Source organism: Pedobacter sp. Leaf216, from assembly GCF_001421515.1.
In the GTDB taxonomy this organism is placed as follows: Bacteria; Bacteroidota; Bacteroidia; order Sphingobacteriales; family Sphingobacteriaceae; genus Pedobacter.
This window is the reverse complement of record NZ_LMKM01000002.1, coordinates 157,628-179,826: the sequence shown is the minus strand read 5'-3', so window position 1 is coordinate 179,826 and position 22,199 is coordinate 157,628. Positions and strand designations below refer to the sequence as shown.

At 36.9% G+C, this 22,199-nt stretch carries 16 protein-coding genes; 13 read left to right on the top strand and 3 right to left on the bottom strand.

Going from position 1 to position 22,199, the window contains the following annotated elements:
- The first annotated feature begins 248 nt into the window (after positions 1 to 248).
- The 4 genes from prfB to ASE74_RS01795 all read left to right on the top strand — a co-directional run bounded on the left by prfB (position 249) and on the right by ASE74_RS01795 (position 4,212).
- A protein-coding gene (prfB, locus tag ASE74_RS01810) for a peptide chain release factor 2 (RefSeq protein ID WP_200912246.1) occupies positions 249 to 1,323 on the top strand; the annotation gives its coding sequence in 2 pieces (ribosomal slippage) (positions 249 to 308 and positions 310 to 1,323; 1,074 coding nt in all).
- A 46-nt stretch (positions 1,324 to 1,369) separates the two neighbouring features.
- Positions 1,370 to 2,248, top strand: a complete 879-nt coding sequence (locus tag ASE74_RS01805; protein ID WP_235525985.1) for an alpha/beta hydrolase — start codon at positions 1,370 to 1,372, stop codon at positions 2,246 to 2,248.
- Positions 2,249 to 2,836: 588 nt separating this feature from the next.
- Entirely contained in the window at positions 2,837 to 3,664 is an 828-nt protein-coding gene (locus ASE74_RS01800) for a glycoside hydrolase (protein ID WP_055903294.1), read from the top strand.
- 56 nt (positions 3,665 to 3,720) lie between these two features.
- Complete coding sequence (locus ASE74_RS01795; protein WP_082458608.1) at positions 3,721 to 4,212, top strand: CAP domain-containing protein; 492 nt, start codon at positions 3,721 to 3,723, stop codon at positions 4,210 to 4,212.
- A gap of 34 nt (positions 4,213 to 4,246) precedes the next feature.
- On the opposite strand, the gene ASE74_RS01790 is transcribed toward ASE74_RS01795, so the two are convergent.
- Both ASE74_RS01790 and ASE74_RS01785 read right to left on the bottom strand, forming a co-directional pair.
- On the bottom strand, positions 4,247 to 5,371 hold the full coding sequence (locus ASE74_RS01790) for a glycoside hydrolase family 18 protein (RefSeq protein ID WP_082458607.1): 1,125 nt from the start codon (positions 5,369 to 5,371) through the stop codon (positions 4,247 to 4,249).
- A gap of 17 nt (positions 5,372 to 5,388) precedes the next feature.
- Positions 5,389 to 6,252, bottom strand: a complete 864-nt coding sequence (locus ASE74_RS01785) for a transglutaminase-like domain-containing protein (protein WP_055903292.1) — start codon at positions 6,250 to 6,252, stop codon at positions 5,389 to 5,391.
- Between the two features lie 44 nt (positions 6,253 to 6,296).
- Between ASE74_RS01785 and ASE74_RS01780 the strand changes: the two genes are divergently transcribed.
- From ASE74_RS01780 to ASE74_RS01755, 6 genes are all read left to right on the top strand, one after another.
- Positions 6,297 to 7,079, top strand: a complete 783-nt coding sequence (locus ASE74_RS01780; protein WP_055903291.1) for an O-methyltransferase — start codon at positions 6,297 to 6,299, stop codon at positions 7,077 to 7,079.
- A gap of 6 nt (positions 7,080 to 7,085) precedes the next feature.
- Positions 7,086 to 7,757 carry a DUF1345 domain-containing protein gene (locus ASE74_RS01775; protein WP_055903290.1) on the top strand — a complete coding sequence of 224 codons (672 nt, stop codon included), beginning with the start codon at positions 7,086 to 7,088 and terminating at the stop codon, positions 7,755 to 7,757.
- A 434-nt stretch (positions 7,758 to 8,191) separates the two neighbouring features.
- A complete protein-coding gene (locus tag ASE74_RS01770; RefSeq protein ID WP_055903289.1) occupies positions 8,192 to 8,560 on the top strand; it encodes a BlaI/MecI/CopY family transcriptional regulator in 369 nt (122 codons plus the stop codon).
- Positions 8,557 to 10,137 (top strand): N-acetylmuramoyl-L-alanine amidase, encoded by a 1,581-nt coding sequence (locus ASE74_RS01765; protein ID WP_055903288.1) that lies wholly within the window; start codon positions 8,557 to 8,559, stop codon positions 10,135 to 10,137. Before ASE74_RS01770 ends, ASE74_RS01765 begins: the two co-directional genes overlap by 4 nt.
- 13 nt (positions 10,138 to 10,150) lie before the next feature.
- Positions 10,151 to 12,412, top strand: coding sequence for a M56 family metallopeptidase (locus ASE74_RS01760; RefSeq protein WP_055903287.1), 2,262 nt, complete (start codon positions 10,151 to 10,153; stop codon positions 12,410 to 12,412).
- Positions 12,413 to 12,419: 7 nt separating this feature from the next.
- A complete protein-coding gene (locus ASE74_RS01755; RefSeq protein ID WP_162235774.1) occupies positions 12,420 to 14,801 on the top strand; it encodes a TonB-dependent receptor in 2,382 nt (793 codons plus the stop codon).
- A 119-nt stretch (positions 14,802 to 14,920) separates the two neighbouring features.
- Here ASE74_RS01755 and ASE74_RS01750 read toward each other — a convergent pair whose 3' ends face one another.
- Positions 14,921 to 16,051 (bottom strand): BamA/TamA family outer membrane protein, encoded by a 1,131-nt coding sequence (locus ASE74_RS01750; RefSeq protein ID WP_055903285.1) that lies wholly within the window; start codon positions 16,049 to 16,051, stop codon positions 14,921 to 14,923.
- Positions 16,052 to 16,560: 509 nt separating this feature from the next.
- On the opposite strand from ASE74_RS01750, the gene ASE74_RS01745 reads away from it, so the two are divergent.
- The 3 genes from ASE74_RS01745 (at position 16,561) to ASE74_RS01735 (ending at position 22,185) form a co-directional block, all read left to right on the top strand.
- Positions 16,561 to 17,541, top strand: coding sequence for a deoxyhypusine synthase family protein (locus ASE74_RS01745; protein ID WP_055903284.1), 981 nt, complete (start codon positions 16,561 to 16,563; stop codon positions 17,539 to 17,541).
- A gap of 255 nt (positions 17,542 to 17,796) precedes the next feature.
- Positions 17,797 to 19,101 (top strand): c-type cytochrome, encoded by a 1,305-nt coding sequence (locus ASE74_RS01740; protein ID WP_055903283.1) that lies wholly within the window; start codon positions 17,797 to 17,799, stop codon positions 19,099 to 19,101.
- Positions 19,102 to 19,149: 48 nt separating this feature from the next.
- Positions 19,150 to 22,185: a TAT-variant-translocated molybdopterin oxidoreductase gene (locus ASE74_RS01735; RefSeq protein ID WP_055903282.1), complete on the top strand. Its 3,036-nt coding sequence runs from the start codon at positions 19,150 to 19,152 to the stop codon at positions 22,183 to 22,185.
- The last annotated feature ends 14 nt before the right edge of the window (positions 22,186 to 22,199 follow it).

Below are 22,199 nucleotides of genomic sequence, written 5' to 3'. Positions count from 1 at the left end.
TTATTCTAACAAACCGCCGTATACCGAACGGTACGTACGGTGGTGTGAGGAGACAGCAGGGAAACTAATTCCCTGCTTCTTACTCGATTAAAACATTAAAAAGCGAAGCTGGTTAAGGCTCTGATAAATTTTAATGTCTTTAATCGTTAAAGGATTTATGTTATCTTCTTTAACATTAATAAGTGATGATATCAAGGTTTTACTCAGCCTCACCTTAATAGTAGCTCATATTTGTTATATTTGTTGCTATGACCAAAGAAAATATTCAGGATTTAAGGGACAGAGTAGCGTCGCTGAGGAGGTATCTTTGACGTTGATGGGCTACTTTATGCCATTCGCGAAGAAGAAAAACTAACAATGGCACCCGATTTCTGGGATGATCCAAAGAAAGCAGAAAAAATTCTAGCAGAAATCAGCTCAAAGAAAAAATGGACTGATGGCTTTAACCAAACCAATAATGCGGTTGAGGATGCGGTAGTGATGTTTGAGTTTTTTCAATCTGGAGATGCTTCTGAAAAAGAATTGCAAGACCAGTTCGAGATCAGCAAAACTGCTGTAGAAGAACTCGAACTTAAAAATATGCTTCGTAGTAAGGAAGATCAACTTTCTGCAGTATTACAGATTACTGCCGGAGCTGGTGGAACCGAAAGTTGCGATTGGGCCTACATGTTGATGCGCATGTATATGATGTGGGGTGAAAAGAACGGTTATAAAATAACCGAACAGGACAGTCAGGAGGGAGAGATTGCAGGAATAAAATCGGTAACGCTTCAATTTGACGGTGATTTTTCTTATGGTTATCTTAAGGGTGAAAATGGGGTACACCGTTTGGTTCGTATATCTCCATTTGATTCGAACGCACGTAGGCACACTTCATTTGCCTCTGTTTATGTTTATCCGCTGGTTGATGATACGATTCAGATTGATATTAACCCTGCCGATATAGAGTTTGAAACATTCAGAGCAGGCGGTGCTGGTGGGCAAAATGTAAATAAGGTAGAAACGGCTGTGCGGTTGTACCACAAGCCATCAGGCATTATTATTAAAAATCAGGAGTCGCGATCGCAGTTGCAGAATAAAGAAAATGCCATCCGGTTATTGAAATCTCAATTGTACGAAATTGAAGAACGTAAGCGCAATGAGGCTACAGCATTGGTAGAGGGGTCGAAAAAGAAAATAGAGTGGGGCTCACAAATCAGAAGCTACGTGCTGGATGATAGGAGGGTAAAAGATCACCGTACCAATTATCAAACTTCAAATCCTGACGCTGTTTTAAATGGCGATATCAATGATTTTTTGAAAGCTTATTTAATGGAATTTTAAAATTAAAAAAATGGCAAAGTCATCCATCATTATAATCTTATTGCTTATGGCAATCAACAGTATCAATGCACAAGAAGTTGTGCCTTTATATTCAGGCAGTATTCCTGGAGCAAAAGTTACACCTGCCGATTATGTAGAAAATACTGAGGTTCGTGCCAATGGTACGTTGAGTGTTACCAAAGTATCGGTACCTACTTTTACGGTTTTTTTAGCTCCGAAAAATATTGCTAATGGTACAGCTGTTATTATTTGTCCGGGTGGTGGTTATGGAGCGTTGGCTTTTAGTCATGAAGGAACTGATGTAGCTAAAAGATTTAATGCCATTGGTGTAACCGCTTTTGTTTTAAAATACCGTTTACCGAGCGATCTTATTATGGTTGATAAAACCTATGGCCCTTTGCAAGATGCCCAGCAAGCAATTTACCTGATTAGGAAAGATGCCAAAAAATATGGTATCAAAACCAATAAAATAGGAATAATGGGTTTTTCTGCAGGCGGTCATTTTGCTTCAACCCTGGTTACGCATTATAATGATCTTAAAATTGCTGATCCCGAAAAGATAGATTTAAAACCAAACTTTGCCGCATTAATTTATCCTGTTATCAGTTTTGAAGAATCGGTACATACCGGAACAATGAAAAATTTATTGGGTCCGAATCCTCCTGATAGCTTGAAACATTATTTCTCGGCAAACAAAAATGTAACAAAAAAAACGGCTCCAACGTTTTTTGTTCATGCTAAAGATGATAAAACTGTTCCTTTTGCAAATAGTGTATTAATGAATGAAGCATTAAAGCAAAACAAAGTAGATACCGATATTTACCTTTACGAAAATGGAGGCCATGGCTTTGGTTTAATCAATAAAACTTCAGATGTGGATTGGTTCAACTTGCTGGCTGCGTGGATGAAAAAGGAGAAGTTCTAGCCTTATAATTATATTTTAATACAAAATACTCAACGTATAAGGGTTGCCTTTGTAAAAAGGATTAATTAACGTAATTGTTTAGCACTCTTAGTATGATGTTGAGGGTGTTCTATGTTTTTGATTTTTAAATCTTTATTTTTTTGTGCAGTCAAAAAGGTAATTTGAACCTTGAAAGCCTGCCAGTCAATTGATTCATAATTTTTTGTACCTCAACCTATCTTCTAGATAGGCCCATATGTTTGTGTTAATTTTCACAAAATAAATATTCTAATCTCTATTCTAAGTAGAGAAATAGCATATTAAGCCCATTTTACCACTCAAAATTTACGATTTTGCCACTCATTTTTTGGTAAGCCTACGTCTATCTTTGCTTACTAGCACGTAGATAATTAATGTGCTATGTTGTAATCTAACCAAATCTATGAAAAAACACCAGCCTATCTTAATGCTGCAATACATCCATTGCTTCAATTTGATTCCATACGGTTTTTTATTTTTTGCGAATTAATTGCTTTATCATTTCATAAATGGTTGTGATCACAATATTATGCTTTACAATTAACCAAATATTTACCTAAATCAAAAAAAATGAAAAATGACAAAATGAAATGGGGCATGCTTGCTGCATGCCTGTTTGTGGTGCTTTTATCTTGTAAAAAGGAAAAAGAAGATCCCAAACTGGATAATGGAAAGGTTAAGGCCTGGGAAACACTTATAGACGGGAACTCTCTTGCCAATTACACTAGTTTTGAAGCACAATGGAATTATAATTATCCCTGGGGTACCGATCATAATGGTTCAGCTAGGATGGTGGGAAGTACCTCTAACCATAACCAGATTTCAGTAAACGGAGGCGTTCTAACAATTAAAGCAACCCGTTTAGCCTCATCTCCAGGAAACAGTACTTCTAATGGATTTACGAACGTTCCTATTTGGTATAGTTCTGGTACCTGTTATGCCAAGCAGCAGGTAATTATTAATGATCAGTTTCCCAGCTATACCATTTCTGGTGATTTTGCTGTGCCCACAGTTAAAGGAACATGGCCTGCATTTTGGATAACCGGTGTTAATTCGTGGCCACCTGAAAGCGATATTATGGAATTTAAGGGCAGCAATACAAATTGGCAGAACACTTATGATGGTAGTTGGGAAAACAAACTTACAGCCGTATCTAATGCCGGTGCTTACCACAATTACAAGTGCTGGTACAATAAAGTGAGTGCAACAGATGTAGATTGCCATTATTATATCGATAACGTATGGGTTGCCCAGCATAAAATGAGCAATTCGGTAAATAAACCCATGTGGTTAATTATTAATATGCAAATGGAGGGAGATAGTGGTACTCCGGGTCCATCAGGTGATACATTTTACACTGGTAAAAATATTTATATGGGTAGAGAAAGAGCTTTTTAATTTATCTTATTCAGGAGGTAGCCTTTAGGCTGCCTCATTGTTTGGTAATCATTAATATGAAAAATTATTTAGTAAAAATATGTTTAATTTTTTGTGGCCTAATGACCTGCTTATTGCTGGCAAACTGCAAAAAAGATGATGTGCCAATACCCGAAAACAAAGCTAATTCTGTTATTGATGGAATTAACCTGCTTAGGCAGAGCGGATGTAATTGTGGCACTGAGAGTATGCCCCCGGTTCCTCTATTGAAATTAAACACGTTTTTACAGGATGCAGCCCAAACCCATGCAAGGGATATGGCGCAGAAAAACTATTTTGATCATTTTTCGCCAGAAGGAACCAGTCCGAATGAAAGGGCCGCAGCTGCTGGTTACCCAGGTATATTTATATCAGAGAATTTGGCTAAGGGTTATAACAATGCCGACCAGGTATTAACCGCATGGAAAAATAGTGTAAGCCATTGTAAGGCAATGATGGATGCAAAAAATAGAGAGGCTGGTATGGGTACGGCACAAAATTATTGGGTGGTAACTTTTGGAGCACCATAGTAAGTCAAATTAAAATTGAATTGGCCCTTTCCGGTTATTTGCTGCTTTTTATCGTTTTATCAATCACATCCAGTAAGCCATCGGTATAAGCATCATCGGTAAGTTCCCAAAACATAATGCCGTTTAATTTTTGATCAATTACATATTTGGTTTTTAATGAAATTGATTTCGGATCATCAAAAGTAGCGATGTATTTTGTTTGTGGATTATAATAATAAGGTGCCTGCGCCTGTTCATCCCAGTAGTATTTATAGCCATTTTCGGTAGAAAACTGCTTTTTAAAATTTTTAAAAGAAGTTCCGCTTATAAATTTAGTTTGCTGGTACAAGCCTTGATTTGCATCGGTGGTATTTTCGAAAATTCTTGCATAAAATGCCGCGCCTAGTGCTATTTTATTGGCCGGTACACCCAAGCCAATTAATGCTTTTACTGCGAAATCGCCAGAAAGTTTTTGTTGTGGCGTGCCATATAATGGAGAGTGGTGCCCGCTGGTTGTGGCATAACCGCTTACCAGATCGTAACTCATTACATTTACCCTGTTTACTAAAGGCATTACTTTATCCCATTCAAAGCAAGAATCAATACAGTTTTGGGTTCCGCCTGCCGCAAAACTGATTTCTGCTTTTTTACCCAGTTTTTTGCGAAGTTCTTTAATCAGTAAAGTAAAATTTTGCTTATCATCTACGGTATAGCGATGCCCCGGAAAGCCCATAACCGCAGGATATTCCCAGTCCATGTCAATACCATCAGCATGGAAAAAATCTAGAATTTGTTTTGTGGTTTTGGCAAAGGTTTTCCGTCCATCTGCCCTGCTAAATACTTCTGAGCAATCTTTACAGCCACTCCAACCACCCATAGCAATCATCACCTTTAAATCAGGATTACGTTTTTTTAACGCAACCATACTGGTAATTAATGCAGAATCTTTGGCCGATCTGATATTTAAGCTATCCCCTTTCAAATGTCCAAAGCTATAAATTAGGTGACTGAGTTTTTCTATCGGAAAACTATCTATAACCGAATTTTGGCCTGAATAATAAGCGATAACATTCGGTTTAACTCCTTGTTGTGCCGTTAAATTAATACTGAAAAATAACGACAAGATAATAACGGCAGCAAAACGAAAGGATAGGCGGTGGTTTGGGTTTAGTTTGTACACAGGTTCAATTTAAAAGTTTATTTTTCTGCAAGTATCTCCTGCAGTTCGTTTAATTCGGCAACTTTTTCTGTAGCTCCTGCGTTTTCGTACGCCGAAATCAAGTTTCTGATTACGCGGCGAATAATATCAGTATTGCTGCAAGGCCTGTAATATTCTGGTAAGGCTTCTAAATTAAGCTGACGGAGAAATTGGTCTACATCATGTTTGCCGAAGATATTGCCACGGTTAAAAGCATTGATGTAGAAAAGAACGCCATACTCAGAACCTTCCTGTTTGCTGTCATCAATATAACCCAAAATAAAATGCTGCGGTAAATTAATCCCATAAACCGGAAGATCTAATTTTTGAGCAAGGGTAGAGTAAATAATGGCCAGCGAAATCTGATTTCCCTTTTTACTGTCTAAAACCTGGTTTAAATATGAGTTTTGCGGGTCGTGATGGTTTTTAGTATTGCCGCCGAAACCATATTGCTGGTATAAAACATGGTTAATCAACTTCACTTTCTCTACCGAACTCATCTCATATTGGAGGCCCAGCCATATATCTCTTTTAATTTCTTCAATTTGGTTAATTACCTTCTGCTCGTCTAAATCAGGATATTGATAGCGGTTAATAATGAGTGCGCCTTGCAATAAATCAAATGCACCACTTAAATACCATAAATTTAAGTCTTCCTTAACAGTTTTAAACTGAATTTGGTGTACAATGCTCTCAATACGCTCCTGAAGTAAGCCATCAAAAGATTGTTCCCAGGCATTTTCTAAAAAATGAACCACCTCACCGCCATATTCGAGCAGTTTTTTTTCTACATGTTGGTACACTTCCTGATCCGGATCATCCAACAATTTTACTAAAGCACTTATCTCTGCGTTATTTTCCATAAAACATACATACGTTTGCGGCGTTTAATTACTTTTGCAATATTATGCTATTTCAATTTATTACAGATTACCTTAAACACCGTTTAACAGCAAAAAGCCGACATGGAACGCATTCGCCGTTCGTGTATAAGCTAGCTGATGAGGTAATTTACGATTTTACCGACAAATCTGAATACAAAAACATAGAAGAGCAGCGAAAAAAACTTTTTAATGACGATTCGATAATCACTGTTACAGACCTTGGCGCGGGTTCTCATCTCAATAAAAACCGTACAAAGAAGGTGAGTCAGATTGCAAAAAATGCATTAAAAAGTCCGAGGCTGGCCAAGCTGATTTATCGCCTTGCAAAACATACGCAGCCTAAAAGTGCAATAGAATTGGGTACCTGTTTGGGCATAACTACAGCATACCTTGCAAAAACGGATCCTGAAGCAGAGATTATTACCATTGAGGGCTGTCCGCAAACGGCAGAAGTGGCGAAGAAAAATTTCGAGGAGCTGGATTTAAATAATATCGAGCTCCATGTTGGAAATTTTGATCTTATTTTGCCCGATATTATTGCAAAGCAGCCAAGTTTAGACTTTGTTTATATTGATGGAAATCACCGTAAAGATGCTACCTTAAATTATTTTAAATGGTGTCTGCCTAAAGTTAATGAAGATTCCTTGTTAATTTTTGACGATATTTATTGGAGCGAAGGCATGAAAGAAGCCTGGACCGAGATTAAAAACCATCCTGATGTAACCATAACGGTAGATTTATTTTGGATTGGCCTGGTTTACTTTAAAAAAGGGCAGGCGAAAGAACATTTTAAGCTTAAATTCTAAAAAATAATGACAGTTGAACCGAAATTAGAAGGAATTCAGAAAAGATCAGCCTTATTTATCCTGTTGATCAGCCTTTTTTCGGGGATCGGTTTTTATTTGATTTCGCTTTTATTCAAAATGAGCATGCTTACGCATATCATGTTTGGTTGGGATTTTTTCTGTTTGATTCTGATTACGCTGCATTGGTACATGTTTTTTCATACTTCAGCCGCCGAAACACACCTCAAAGCTAAAATGCAGGATGAAACCAGGGGCGAAATTTTTGCAATCGTAGTCGTTTCTACTTTTGCCGGTTTGCTAGCTGTAATTTTGGTGTTAATTAACAAAGAAATAAAGCCATTGGATTTGGTTATTGCCATTTCGGGCATGTTTTTATCGTGGTTTTTGGTTCATACAACTTTTAGCATGCGTTACGCACACCTTTACTACGGCGGTAAGCATAAAAAAACTGCTGATAAGAAAGGAACAGGGCTTGAATTTCCGGGTGATGATGAACCCGATTTTATCGATTTTGCCTATTTTTCCTTTGTGCTCGGAATGACTTTTCAGGTTTCCGATGTCGAAATTTCAAGTAGAAAAATCAGGAGGCTTTCCCTGCTTCATAGTTTAATCGCCTTTATTTTCAACACCGTTATTGTAGCCTTAACCATTAATGCGTTAGCTGGTTTAAGCAAATAATTTTTGATGTGGGTTGGGGTGTTAAATTCCGAATAACTACAGAACTTTTTCTCTTGGTTCACTTGTATGGATTTTTTTGGAAATGAGCATTCCAAAGCTTTTGGCGGGTTTCTCTCCCGCACTCTATTCTTTCCGGTGAAAAACCTGAACCACTTCGATCGGGTTTAGGTACAAAGGATATATGCCTTTGGCTCCATGTTAGGAGCAGATGATCCTGAATAGTTTTATAAGGATAACAATTACTAAAGATGAGAGTCGAAATTTCAAATCCCAACTAGTGAAAAAGCGAAGAATCACAGTCTGTGGTTTCAAATAAAATGATTAATATTATTTTATCTATCTATAAATCAGCATTTTATTTATATTAACTGATGTTTCAGTCATGTAACTTGTTTTTTAGTTGTAAAACTGAAAAATAAGTTATAGATTTGGTTATGGAAGAATTAACCAAAGCTGAAGAGCGCATTATGCAGGTTTTATGGAAGCTGCAAAAAGCCTTTGTTAAAGATATTATCGATGAGCTTGAAGAAGAACCAAAGCCACCGTATAATACCATTTCGTCTATTGTAAGGCTTTTGGAGAAAAAAGGTTATGTAAATTATAAGGCTTACGGCAAAACATATGAGTATTTTCCGGCCATCACGAAAGATGAATATGCCAAAACCACTTTTTCAAAATTGTTTTCAGGCTATTTTGATAATTCTCCCACTAGTCTTTTATCATTCATGGTAAAAGAAGAAAAACTCAGTGAAAAGGATATAGAAGAAATTAAAAAAATCATTAATCAAGATGGAAAGCCATGATTTTAATCTACTTGTTAAAGGTTTCGGCATGTACGCTGGTATTTTTTACTGTTTATCAATTACTGCTGGCCAAACTCACTTTTTTTAACCTGAACCGTGCTTATTTATTAGTTATGCTGGTGCTGAGCTTCAGTATTCCGGCAGTTACCATTCAAAACCTGCACGAAGTAGCCGCTACAGAGCAGCAAAGTCCTGCTAAAATAGCGTACAGCAATGATGGATTTATAGAGCAGGATGGTGAAGCACAAGAAAGCACAATTGGCAAACCTGTAAATTGGGATCGGATTTTGGTTTACACCTACAGTTTGATTTTAGCCCTTCTTGTTTTTCGGATGCTGTTTATGATGCTTCGAATCCGGATGCAATTGCAAAAACAAACGGTGGGCCAACAAGGGGTTGTTGTATTGGTTAATAAAGATTCGACAATAAAAAACTGTTCCTTTTTTAATCAGATCATTGTTGATGAATCACTCGGTGCTATAGAAAAACACCTTGTTATTAAACACGAATCTGTACATGTAAATCAGTTTCATTCTGCTGATAAACTATTAATCAATCTCATTGCAGCAGTTCTTTGGTTTAACCCTGTTGTTTATTTCTGGAGGAATGCCATCGACCATAATCATGAATTTTTGGCCGATCGCGAAACATCAAAAGTTGCCGATAAAAAGGCCTATGCTTCTTTGCTTTTAAAGCTTGCTATGCCAGCGCAAAAATTAGTCATCAACAGTTTTAGTAAACTTCCACTAAAAAATAGAATCATGATGTTATACAAAGAACCCAATGAAAAACTTAAAAAGCTGGCCTATTTAGCTATCATTCCTATTGTATTCATCTGCTGCATGGCTTTTGTAAACCGCGAAGAAGTTTTTGTAGAAAAAAAAGTAACTATAGATGGAATTAAAAACACTGAAAACAAGGCTTCGGCTGATGCACCAACAATACCTAATGTTTATGCCTTGAAATACCTGAGTAGTGATATAAAGGTTAATCCAAATGCAAACTCTGCTTTTAAAGCAATAAAACCGATATTGATTGTTGATGCTGGTCATGGTGGAAAAGACGGTGCGGTTGCTGCTTTAGATGGACAAAAAGAAAAAGATCTGAACCTTAGGGCTGTAAAGATTTTGCAGGAAGAAGCCGCAAAAAGGGGAATAAAGGTAATTTTGACAAGAACTAAGGATGAATACATGAAACTTAGCGATCGGTTGCCCAAACAGGAGGCTACAGCATTTATTTCCATCCACCATAATGCAACACCCGCCAATGAAGCCGCACCTTTTCCTGGTATTGAAGTGTATGTTTCTCAGTTGAACGGTAATATTAAAATTGCGGAAGATTTAGGTGCTGGTGTATTAAGCAAACTAAAACAATTGAATGGATTGGAAGTAAGGGATTCGTTAAAAAATGCCAATCTGTTATTGCTGCGCGAATCGAAAGTGCCGGCTATTTTAATTGAGCTTGGAAACATTTCCGACCGTAAAATATTGGATTATATTAATCAGGAAAAAAACATCAGAATGATCAGTAACCTGATTTTGGATGGATTTGTTGCTTTTTCTAAACGTGGTTGCTAAATAAATTATAACAATGGAATGGTTAACCTATCTGCTTAAAGTTACGGCCTGTACAGTATTGTTCTTCGGGTTTTATCTGCTGGTTTTAAGAAAACTGACATTCTTTAAGATCAATCGATTTTATTTATTGATTACCCTGTTGCTTAGTTTTATTATTCCGGCTTTACAGTTTGAAGTTGAACGCAATATGCCTAGGCTAGAAACTGAACTTGAAGGCATGCCAGAATTAAAACCAATTCATCCTGCTCCTATACAACTTATTCAGCCCATAGTAGTTGAATATCAACCAGAGGTAACACCTAAAATTGATTGGTTAACTTTAATGCCTTATGCCTATGGAAGCATCGCGCTGATTTTACTACTCATTTGTGTATGGCGATTGTTCATTTTGCTTAGGCATACAGGCACTTATACCAAAAATAATAACGGTTTAAAGTTGATTGATAAGGCTAAAGGTTTTACCAATTGTTCCTTTTTTAATTACGTTTTTATTGATGGGAGTACCTTAGGTGAATTAGATTTAAAGGTTTTGCTCAAACATGAAGAAGTGCATGCGAAGCAATACCATTCTATTGATAAAATACTGCTGATGATCTGTAAATCGGTTTTATGGTTTAATCCGGTTATTTATTTCTATGATAAAGCTTTAGAGCAGGTGCATGAATATGAGGCTGATGAATTTACTTCTGCCAACTTTGGTAATCAGACTTATGCCAACCTGTTGTTAAAACTCGCGATTAGTAAAAGTAATATGCCGTTGATTCACAATTTTGTGAAAAGCCCGATCAAAGACCGCATTAAAATGTTGTTCCACTCGAAATCTAAAAACATGAAAAAATTCAGGTACTTATTGGCCGTTCCTGTTGTTATGGGATTAATCTGGCTATTTGCCGTGCAAGTGATATATGCGCAGCATATAAATGATGACAGCAAACCTTCGAAAAATTTCTACCAGGGAATGCTAAAAGGCAAAGTGCTTAACACTAAGAAAGAAGCCATCGGTTTATACACGTTTGATTTATTAGCTGAGGGAAAGATTTATCCGATTGAAGCCACCATTTTTAAAGATAAAATTAAAGTTGGCGACGAGCTTATTGTCTACATCGACGCTAAGGGCTTTAATATGAAAAAAATGGATAAAAACGGTAAAGTTATTGCCGAAGCTAAAGGACCAATCTATACTGCAACAAGGGTAACAACTTTAACAGGAGTTTTACTTTACGAACGAAAGATAGAAAACCATGCCTTTTTATACGAAGCAAATAAAGCACGTTCTGCCTCATCCACAATTAAATCGATAACAAAAGGTGTGAATGGTAATATCGAAAAAATTGTTTTAAACGATGGCTTTTTTACCATCAATTTAAACCTTGCTACTCAAAATATAAAAAATAGCGATTTTAAAATTGGCGATCGGGTGCTGGCTAAGTTTATTGGCGAGAAATTGGTATCGAAGAACACTTATACTACAGATAAATTGATTGTATTATATTCTGAACCTAAAAAGTATACGATTAAAAATGAAGCACTTTATAATCGCTTTTATTTTGGTGATGGGAAACAAAAAATAGTTGCAGTAAAAAATGAACCGGCCAAAATATCAGGGCCTGTAGAGCCTAAAATTATCTCTTTTTCTAAAATAACCGGAGATGTGAAGCATAAAATCTCTTATATGGAGAATGCGGTTATCGATATTATCAACTGCAGGCTGGAAGCTAAATATGTTGAATTAGACAGGGCAAACAATAAAATGACCGCTAAAAATGCAGTTTTGAAGGCTAATGAAGGCGGATCAGCTACAGCTAAAATAATAGTATTCGATCTCAGTAATGGAACTTATGTTGCAGAAAGCGGCAATCGTAATTTAAAGGTTTCGGATGGAGATGACCCTGATTTGCAAAGGATTAGGGACTCTTTAACGAAAGTAGAAGAATCAGGCATTGATAAAATCAAAAATCTGATTTCGCCAACCAATAAAAAACAAAATGAATCAATTAATAATCATTTTTTTAAGGACAAGAAATTATCTTTTTCATCTGATTCTGTTAAGCTTAGCAAAACTAAATTGATTTATCATTATACAGGAAACGTTAAAATAGAAAACGATGGATTAACTATTCTAGCTTCTGATGCCATATACGTTAAAAATTTGAATACGCTTAATGCCAGGAAGGTAAAATTATTATCTAAAGATAAGCAGAGCATAATTTCAGCTGATTCTATTACTTTGAATGTTGAAAATTCGAAGATTAAAATATTTGGGAAAAAAGATTGAAAAGTTAATGTTCTATAAAATCTTAGCTGTCATAATTATAGTTTTCACTTTTTTATCCTCAAGTGCTCAAATCAAGCTCTCTGGTATAATAACAGATCAAGAGGATAAAACTTTACCGTATGTTACCGTTAAAATTATAAGCGCTAAAAATCAGGTTAATTACACACAAACTGATAGTGCCGGATTGTATCATTTTAATAATTTACGAGCCGGAAAATATGTAATCGCTTATTCAGTAATCAATTATAAAGCAGAAAATAGGGCACTCACTTTAAATGCTGATACAATAATTAATATTCAACTTAATGCAAGTTTAAACGCCCTTAAAGATGTTCAGATAGATGCTAAAAAGGTTTTAATTGAAAAAAAGATCGACCGTACAATTTTTAATGCGGAGCATAGTGTATCTGCAATTGGTACAGATGCTTTAGAACTGCTTGCTAAAGTGCCCGGCGTAAGGGTTTTAAACGATAAGGTTTCTTTAGTGGGTAAAGGAGAGGTAAATGTTATGATTAACGATAAACTGGTGGTATTATCAGGTGATGAGTTATCTAATTATTTAAAATCGATCCCTTCAGCCAATATATCCAAAATTGAAATCATTACCAATCCGCCTGCCAAATATGATGCACAGGGAAATAATGGTTTGATTAATATTTTGATGAAGAAAGTGGCTAATAATGGTTTTAAAGGCTCAATTAACACGGCTTTAACCAAAGCGAGTTATTTTACCGCATCAACAGGAGCAAATTTAAGTTACCGCGAAAATAAAATTACAGTTTCCGCTAATCTGAATTTCAGAAAAGGATCGCTGGTGCCATTTGAACAAAGCGATGTATTTTATCCCACCCAAACCTGGAACATTGTAAATAAGGATAGAAATTTTAGAACTGTACCCAGTGGGCAGGTTGGAATTGATTACCAAGCCTCGCCAAAAACAGTATTGGGTTTATCGTATAATGGCGGACTTACCAATTTTCATTCTGAAGAAAACATTAAAACCAAAGTTTACAACAAAACAGGAAATTTAGATTCTGTATTGAATGCTGATGCCAATGCCATCATCGAGTCTCATTATCATTCAGCAAATATTTACTTAAAACAAAATTTAGATTCTACCGGAAAACAGTTAACAGTTAATGGCGATTGGTTTACCTATGTTGACGATAAAAGCAGGTTTTTTAACAATACCAGTTATTTTCAAAGTGGATTAATAATCCCGGGTTCGTTTGCCGAATATCTCTCTACCAGTAAACAAAATATAGATTTATATACTTTAAAAGCTGATATCGATCTGCCTTATAAAACCTTTAAAGTTTCATTCGGTACAAAACTGAGTATGATTAAAAACCAAAGCGATCTTGCTTTTTATCAGTTTCGGAACACGGTTTATGAAGTTGATCCTGCACAAAGTAATGTTTTTAACTATCAGGAAAATACCCAGGCTTTATATATCAACTATAATAAAACCTCAAAGCAATGGGATTTTCAAGCCGGATTAAGAGGCGAATATACCCAGGTTGATGGTAAATCAGCTGACGATCAAAACCGGAACAAGTATTTTAGGTTATTTCCTACAGTTTATTTAGTTTACCGGGCGAATGATAAGAATACTTTTTCAATCAATTATGGCCGGCGGATAAACAGGCCCGCTTACCGCAAATTAAATCCTTTCCGCTGGTACAATAATCAGTATGCATATGCTGAAGGAAATCCTTTTTTACAGCCGTCTTACAATGATAATATAGAGATTTCACATAGTTATAAAAGTTTGTTAACTACTTCGCTATCATTTAGTTATACTGCAAATGGTTTTAATGATATTAATTTTATTAATGTGGCCACTAATATTCAGTCTGCTAAGCCTGTAAATTTTATTACAGGTTATCATTATCAATTGAGTAATATGGTAAATCTTAATCCTGTAAAGTGGTTAGAGAGCATTAATCAGCTTGATGTTTATTATGATATTTCCAATTCAAATATTCCTGAAACTCAAAACAATCTTAAAGGATTTGGTGCTTACTTTTCCAGCTTAAACCAGTTTGCCTTTAATCAATCAAAAACCATTTTAGGCGAAGCCAGCTTTTGGTATCAATTCGCCTCTGTTGATGGATTAAATAGAAATAAGAGTCAATATAATGTCGATTTGGGGATTAAAGCATTATTATTCCACAAAAAGATGCAGGTTGCTATTTCAGCTACTGATGTATTAAAAACAAACCAGTATAGGTATAGTAGTTTAATTAATGATATTAAACAAGAATACAATAATTATTACGATAGCCGCCAGTTAAGAATCACTTTCCGTTACAATTTTGGCAATGATAAGATTAAACAACAGGATCGGAAGTTGGGAAATGAAGAGGAGCGAAGGAGGAACAATTAGGTGATTTTGATGCTGTTTTAGAGTTAAAAATCCTTCATCTACGCTACCATTAGCAGGCTTTAGTAAAGCGGGTGCTTTCTGTGTTCCCGTGGCAAAAACTGATCTGTGTAGATCGGTGGCTAAAACGCCTCCGCTAAGCTAATATAAAACCCTGCCTGGCGTTTTTCATTTGGTAGTTTTTCTCCTATACCATAATCCAAACGAACACTCAAACCTTTGGCCGGATCGAAAAAGTAACGCCCGCCAACACCAAAGTTTGGTTTCAAACCATCGCCATTAAATTCACCATTTGCAAATACTTTACCCGTACCTGCAAAAGCTACAATTCCAAAACGGTTCATAAAACGATAACGTATTTCTGCTTGTGCGGCCATTAAGTTTTCGTCGCGGTATCGGCCACTGTAATAACCCCGCATCATTTGGTCGTTACCCAATTGTTGTAATAAATAAAATGGGGTGTTTTTGCTTTGTATGGTATAAAATATGCCCTGAACCCCTAAAACCACTTTAGGTAGTAAACTGAAGAAACCACGTAGATCTAGCTTAATTTGGGAACCGTTAAAACTTTCGCCACCAAAAAAATCGGGTGCATATTGATACGTTGCCCTTCCAAAAAAGCCTTTTGTTGGGTAATTATTGCTATTCCGGGTATCGTAACTTTGCGATGCACCAATCCAGGCAACTGAACCACCATCTTTATCTAAAATTTGTGGGTTTGTACTATATATACCACCAGGTTCCTTATCTGTAAAATGATAGTTCTCAAAACCAAGCGAAACACCTGTATAGGCTTGAGGTAAAGTATTCATTTCAGCATCAAAAAGTGTTTTAAATATCTTTTGGTCCAATTTATCTTCATCAGTCTTTTTTGCGTCGTTGCCAATGCCATAAAAATTAAAAGGCTGGTTTTTGAAACGGATATCGCCAATAAAATGATATTTATTTCCTTTTGTCCACATATCGCCTTTAAGCATAAAATTAGCCGTTTTTTTAGTCGAGTATGTTGTGTTTAAGGCAAAATTTGAACTGCGGTTCAGTGTATCTTTACGGTCTATGTAAAAAGAATAAATGGCTCCAACACCAAATTCAAAACCTGTTTCCTGACTATAACCAAAAGCCGGTAATGGCAAAAAGCTCGCTTTACGGGTGGTATCTTTTTCGTTTGAGAGCATTTTCCTGATCAGTTTCATTTGTGCGAATGAACTTCCTGAAATGAGCGCGAGTAAAATAATTAGATAATATTTTTTCATCACGACAAAGAAAAGGAAATTTAATTATAGTTTATTTGTTCGATAGTCATTTGTTATTTGGTCAATGGTTCAGTTAGTTAATGGTTCATTGGTGCCTGAAATTGCCAACTGTACTGTTGTTTAACTGGTTTAAAACTTGGAATTAAATATCCCGATTAAGTAATTTGTTTTACATAGATTCTAAAACAAGTTCAGGAAGATGATCGCTAGGCTTTGTTCAGTACTAGCAGTCACCTAAACCGGATTGAGAAAGGCCCCGATACAAAGGTGAGTACCGGAAACCGGATTACCTTTAATAATAGCTGCTGCAACTGCTTTTCAAAAAATATCCTTAGACTACGCTCAGGATGACAATCGCGAGGGAAATGCGCCTTTTGATTTTAATCGACTTTGTACTGAAAACTATTGACTTTGGACTAATTTAACGCTAAACGCAAAGCCCCAAGCGTAAAACGCTTTTACCTTTCGGCCGAAATGCCTATTTTTGCGGCAAAACAATACAAAACGAAATGAGCAATACTAGAGGACCAATATCTCAGTTTATGGAGCGTAATTACCTCCATTTTAATGCTGCGGCAATGATGGATGCGGCTAAAGGGTACGAAACGCATTTAGATGAAGGTGGCAAAATGATGATCACACTTGCTGGTGCAATGAGTACTGCAGAATTGGGAATTTCACTTGCAGAGATGATCCGCCAGGATAAAGTGGCTATTATTTCTTGTACCGGAGCCAACCTGGAAGAAGATATTATGAACCTGGTTGCACACTCACATTATAAACGTGTTCCAAATTACCGCGATTTAAGTCCGCAGGATGAGTGGGACTTATTAGAAAATCATTATAACCGTGTTACCGATACCTGTATTCCTGAAGAAGAGGCTTTCCGTCGTTTGCAAAAACACATTCAAAAAATATGGATGGATGCTGAAGCTGCAGGAGAGCGTTATTTTCCACACGAATTTATGTATAAAATGCTTTTAAGTGGAGATTTGGAACAATACTACGAAATTGATCCAAAAAACTCGTGGATGCTTGCTGCTGCTGAAAAGAATTTGCCTATTGTGGTTCCGGGATGGGAAGATTCTACAATGGGTAATATTTTCGCTTCATACGTGATGAAAAAAGAGCTTACTGCCACTACTGTGAAAGGTGGAATTGAATATATGGGTTGGTTAGCTGATTGGTACATTGCAAATAGCGGTGGCAAAGGGATTGGTTTCTTCCAGATTGGTGGAGGTATTGCCGGAGATTTCCCGATCTGCGTGGTGCCAATGCTTTATCAGGATATGGAAATGGAAAATATTCCTTTCTGGAGTTACTTCTGCCAGATCTCTGATTCTACAACTTCTTACGGATCATATTCTGGTGCGGTACCGAATGAAAAAATCACCTGGGGTAAACTCGATATCAATACGCCTAAATTTATTGTAGAAAGTGACGCAACAATAGTAGCGCCGCTGATGTTTGCCTGGATATTAAAACAATAAACGTAACATTTTAATAAACCAAATTGGTTTCTGGTATGCCCATTTAAGATCTCGGATCAAAAATGGGCATTTTTGTGCCCTCAATGGTTAGAAATGACATTTGTTTAGAATGATTATAAATTGTATTTCCAGTCACTATTATGTCATGGGATTTATTAATAAGTTATACTTTTGTTCAAGTTTTGATGGGGCTATCTGGGCTCAGGCATCAATTTCACAACAAAAAGTAAATTAAATAAGTATAAAGTGTTCATTATGAGAGATATCTCGATGATTTTAAAAAGCGTTTGGAAGTCGTTATTCGTGTTTTCAGCAATTTCCGTAATAGCGGTTTCTACCGTAAATGCGCAGGATGCTAAAGAGGGAAGAACGCTTTTCAAAGCAAAATGTTCTTCGTGCCATGCGTTAGATCACAAAGTTGTTGGTCCGGCATTAGAAGGAGTAAGCGATCGTCACCCTGAAGCGTTCCTGTTAAAATGGATCCCGAACAACGCCGCAATGATTGCTGCCGGAGATCCTGCCGCTGTTAAATTGTTTAACGAAAATGGAAAAGTACCAATGACTACTTTCCCTGAGTTAGACGAAACAAAAGTAAAGGATATCCTAGCCTACATTAAAGAAGGTGAGCCAAAACCAACTGGAGATGCTGCTGGTGGTGCTGCTTCTGCTGCTCCTAAAGATGATTCTACTTCAGGTTTATCTATCGTTGGTATCGTGGCTATCGTTGTATTAGCGGTTGTTATTTTGGTTATCTTAGGTCGTGCCTCTAAATTGTTAGAGCGTTTGATCTTACAGAAACAAGGTATCGAGGTTGAAGAAGAATTGCCATTAAAAGTTGGTGTGCGCAAAATGTTCAAGAACAAGAAATTTGTAATGTTCTTCATATTGTGTTTAATCATTGCTTTAGGCTCTTGGGGATGGATGGGCATGTGGAATACTGGTGTTCACACTGGTTATCAGCCAGTTCAGCCAATTAAATTCTCTCACGAGTTGCATGCTGGTATCAATCAAATCGATTGTCAGTATTGCCACAACGGAGCATTTAAATCTAAAAACGCAACTATTCCATCATTAAATGTTTGTATGAACTGTCATAAGGCTGTTCAGGCGAGAGATAAATATGATGGTGAGATTTCTCCTGAGATCAAAAAAATCTATAATGCTTTAGGTTATGATCCTGAAACGCAGAAGTATGATGAAAGTAAATCAAAACCAATGGAGTGGGTACGTGTACACAATCTACCTGATTTTGCTTACTTCAACCACTCTCAGCACGTAGTTGTTGCAGAAGATGCAATTCGCAAAGCAAAAGGATTACAACCAACAGAGCCTGTATGTTTCGCTTGTCATGGTCCGGTTAATACAATGGAAGAAATTTATCAATATTCTCCATTAACCATGAAATGGTGTATCAACTGCCATAAAGAAACAGATATTTCTGGTCAGAAAAACAATGCTTTCTACGCTAAGGTTATCGAAGCGCACGAGAAAATTAAAAAAGGCGAGAAAATCACACCAGCTTTATTGGGTGGTTTAGAGTGTGGTAAATGCCACTATTAATAGATTAGAGTTTAGTAAGAACGTTCGATAAACAGTAATATAGCTTAAATGGAAAGCAATAAAAAATACTGGAAAGGCTTAGAGGAGTATAACAATACACCCGATTTTGTTAAAAATAACAAAAACGAATTCGCCGAGCCACTTCCAATAGAAGATGTTTTAAATGAAGCAGGGTTAAGTACCGTTACCCCACGCCGCGACTTTTTAAAGGCGTTAGGTTTTGGTTTAGGTGCCGTTACATTAGCTGCCTGCCAAAGTACCCCGTTAAAAAAATCTATCCCTTATTTGGTAAAACCTGAAGAAGTTACTCCAGGTATTCCTAACTATTATACTTCTAGCTTTAATGGCCAGAGTATCTTGGTTAAAACAAGGGAAGGTCGCCCGATTAAAATTGAACCAAACCCAAATGCGGGTCAGTTTAACCGTGGTACCGATGCAAGAGCACAAGCTTCAGTTTTAGATTTATATGATGTATCTAAACTAAAAGCACCTGCTTTAGTAAAAGGCGGGCAAGTTGAAGAAACTACCTGGGCAAAAATCGACAGCTTTGTTAAAGGCGAGTTGGCAAAAGCACAGGCAGGCGGAAAGAAAATCCGTATTGTAGCTTCAACAGTAAACAGCCCATCAACCAATGCCGTTATTGCACAGTTTATTACTAAATATCCTGCTGCTAAATTGGTTCAGTATGATGCTGTTTCATATACTGGTATTATCCAGGCTAACCAAAACAGTTTTGGTAAGGCCGTTTTACCAAAATACAATTTCGATAAAGCTGATTTAATTGTAAGTTTCAGTGCCGATTTCTTAGGTACCTGGATCAACGGAGAAGAGTTTACTGCTCAGTATACTGATAACCGTAACTATAAATCGTTAGCAAATAAAAAAATGAGCCGCCACATTCAGTTCGAAAGTGGTATGAGCTTAACAGGTACCAATGCAGATACCCGTGTTCCGGTAAAATTATCTGAAGAAGGACCTGCATTAATTGCTTTGTACAATGCAATTACAGGTGTTGCTTTACCTGGTGGAACATTAGGCAACAATACCACTGCTGATAAAGTGATTAAACTTGTAGCAAAAGAATTGGTACAGGCAAAAGGTAAAGGCCTTGTTGTTTGTGGTTCTAATGATGTTTCTACACAAATTTTAGTAAATGCCATCAACGCCGCTATCGGAAGTTATGGTACCACTATCGATTTAGATAATCCTTGTTATTTATATGCAGGTAACGATGCCGAATTTAACGGTTTAGTTGCTGAAATGAGCCGTGGCGAAGTTGGTGCTGTTTTATTCTTAAACAGTAACCCAGTTTATGATGCCGCAAATGCAAAAGCATTTACTGATGCATTGGCTAAGGTTCCTGCAAAAATTTCATTCTCTGATCGTGCAGATGAAACTGCTTCAGTTTGTGATGCAATCGCTATTAACCATAACTACTTAGAATCATGGGGTGATGCAAATGCATACGAAGGATATTATTCTATCGTTCAGCCAACCATTAATCCTGTTTTCAATAGCCGCCAGGCAGAAGAAAGTTTATTAACATGGGCTGATGCACCAGTTAAAGATTACTATCAGTTTGTACGTAGCAACTGGGAAACTAAAATGTTACCAGCTGTAGGTTTAAAATGGGATGAAGTATTAGAAAAAGGTGTAATTAATGCAACGGCAAAAACTGCTGGCGCATACAGCTTTACGCTTTCTTTAGGTGCTGTTGCTACTTCGGTTGTAAATAGCAGCAAAGCACTGGCAAAAGAAGTTGAATTGCAGGTTTACGAAAACATCCCAATGCGTGATGGTAAAAATGCAAACAATGCATTTTTACAGGAGTTACCTGATCCGGTTTCGAAGGTAACCTGGGATAACTTTGTTGCCCTGGCACCAAAATTTGCTGAGAAATTAAAAGTTAAAGAATTTGATGTTGTAACTGTTAAAGGCAGCAACGGATATTCAGTAGATCTTCCGGTATTGATCCAACCAGGACAAGCGCAAGGAACAGCATCTATCGCATTAGGTTATGGCCGTACCAAAGTTGGTAAAGCTGGTAACGATGTAGGTAAAAATGCTTACCCTTTTGTTTCTTTTGTTAACGGAACATTCCAATATGCTACTTCAGTAACCATTACCCCAACAGGTGGTCATTACGAATTGGCACAAACACAAACTCACCACTCTTTCGAGGGCCGTAACGTTATCCGTGAAGCTACCTTTAAAGAATACCTTAAAGATCCAGCTGCTGGAACAGGTAAAGGTGAAGGACATAAAGATTACGATCTTTGGGATCAATATGAAAAACCAGGTAACAACTGGGTTATGGCAATCGATTTGAATGCTTGTACAGGTTGTGGTTCTTGTGTTGTTGCCTGTAACGTAGAAAATAACATTCCTGTTGTAGGTCGTGATGAGGTTCGCCGTCGTCGTGAAATGCACTGGATCCGGATCGATCGTTATTACAGCTACGAAACCAAAGAGGGTGATGTTACAAGAGAAAAAGAAATTGCTAAGTTAGAAGACTTAGATCATGTTTCTGTTGTTCACCAGCCAATGTTATGTCAGCACTGTGATCACGCACCTTGCGAAACAGTTTGTCCGGTATTGGCAACTGTTCACTCAAGTGATGGTTTAAACCACATGGCTTACAACCGTTGCGTAGGTACACGTTACTGTGCAAATAACTGTCCATACAAAGTTCGTCGTTTCAACTGGTTTAACTACTGGAACGATTCTCGTTTCGATAACTATTTAAATAACGAGTTTACCCAATTGGTATTAAACCCTGATGTTACTACACGTTCTAGAGGAGTAATGGAAAAATGCTCTATGTGTATTCAACGTATACAAGGTGGTAAATTACAAGCTAAATTGGAGAAACGTCCATTAAAAGATGGCGATATTAAAATGGCTTGTCAGGAAGCTTGTTCAGCAAATGCGATTGTATTTGGTGATGCAAACGATCCAAATTCAGAGGTTTCAAAAGCATTACGTTCTGAGCGTATCTACTACGTATTAGAAGAAATCAATGTGAAACCGGGTATCGGATACATGACAAAAATTAGAAATACAGATACAACAGTACAAGCGTAAGCTTTAGTATAAAG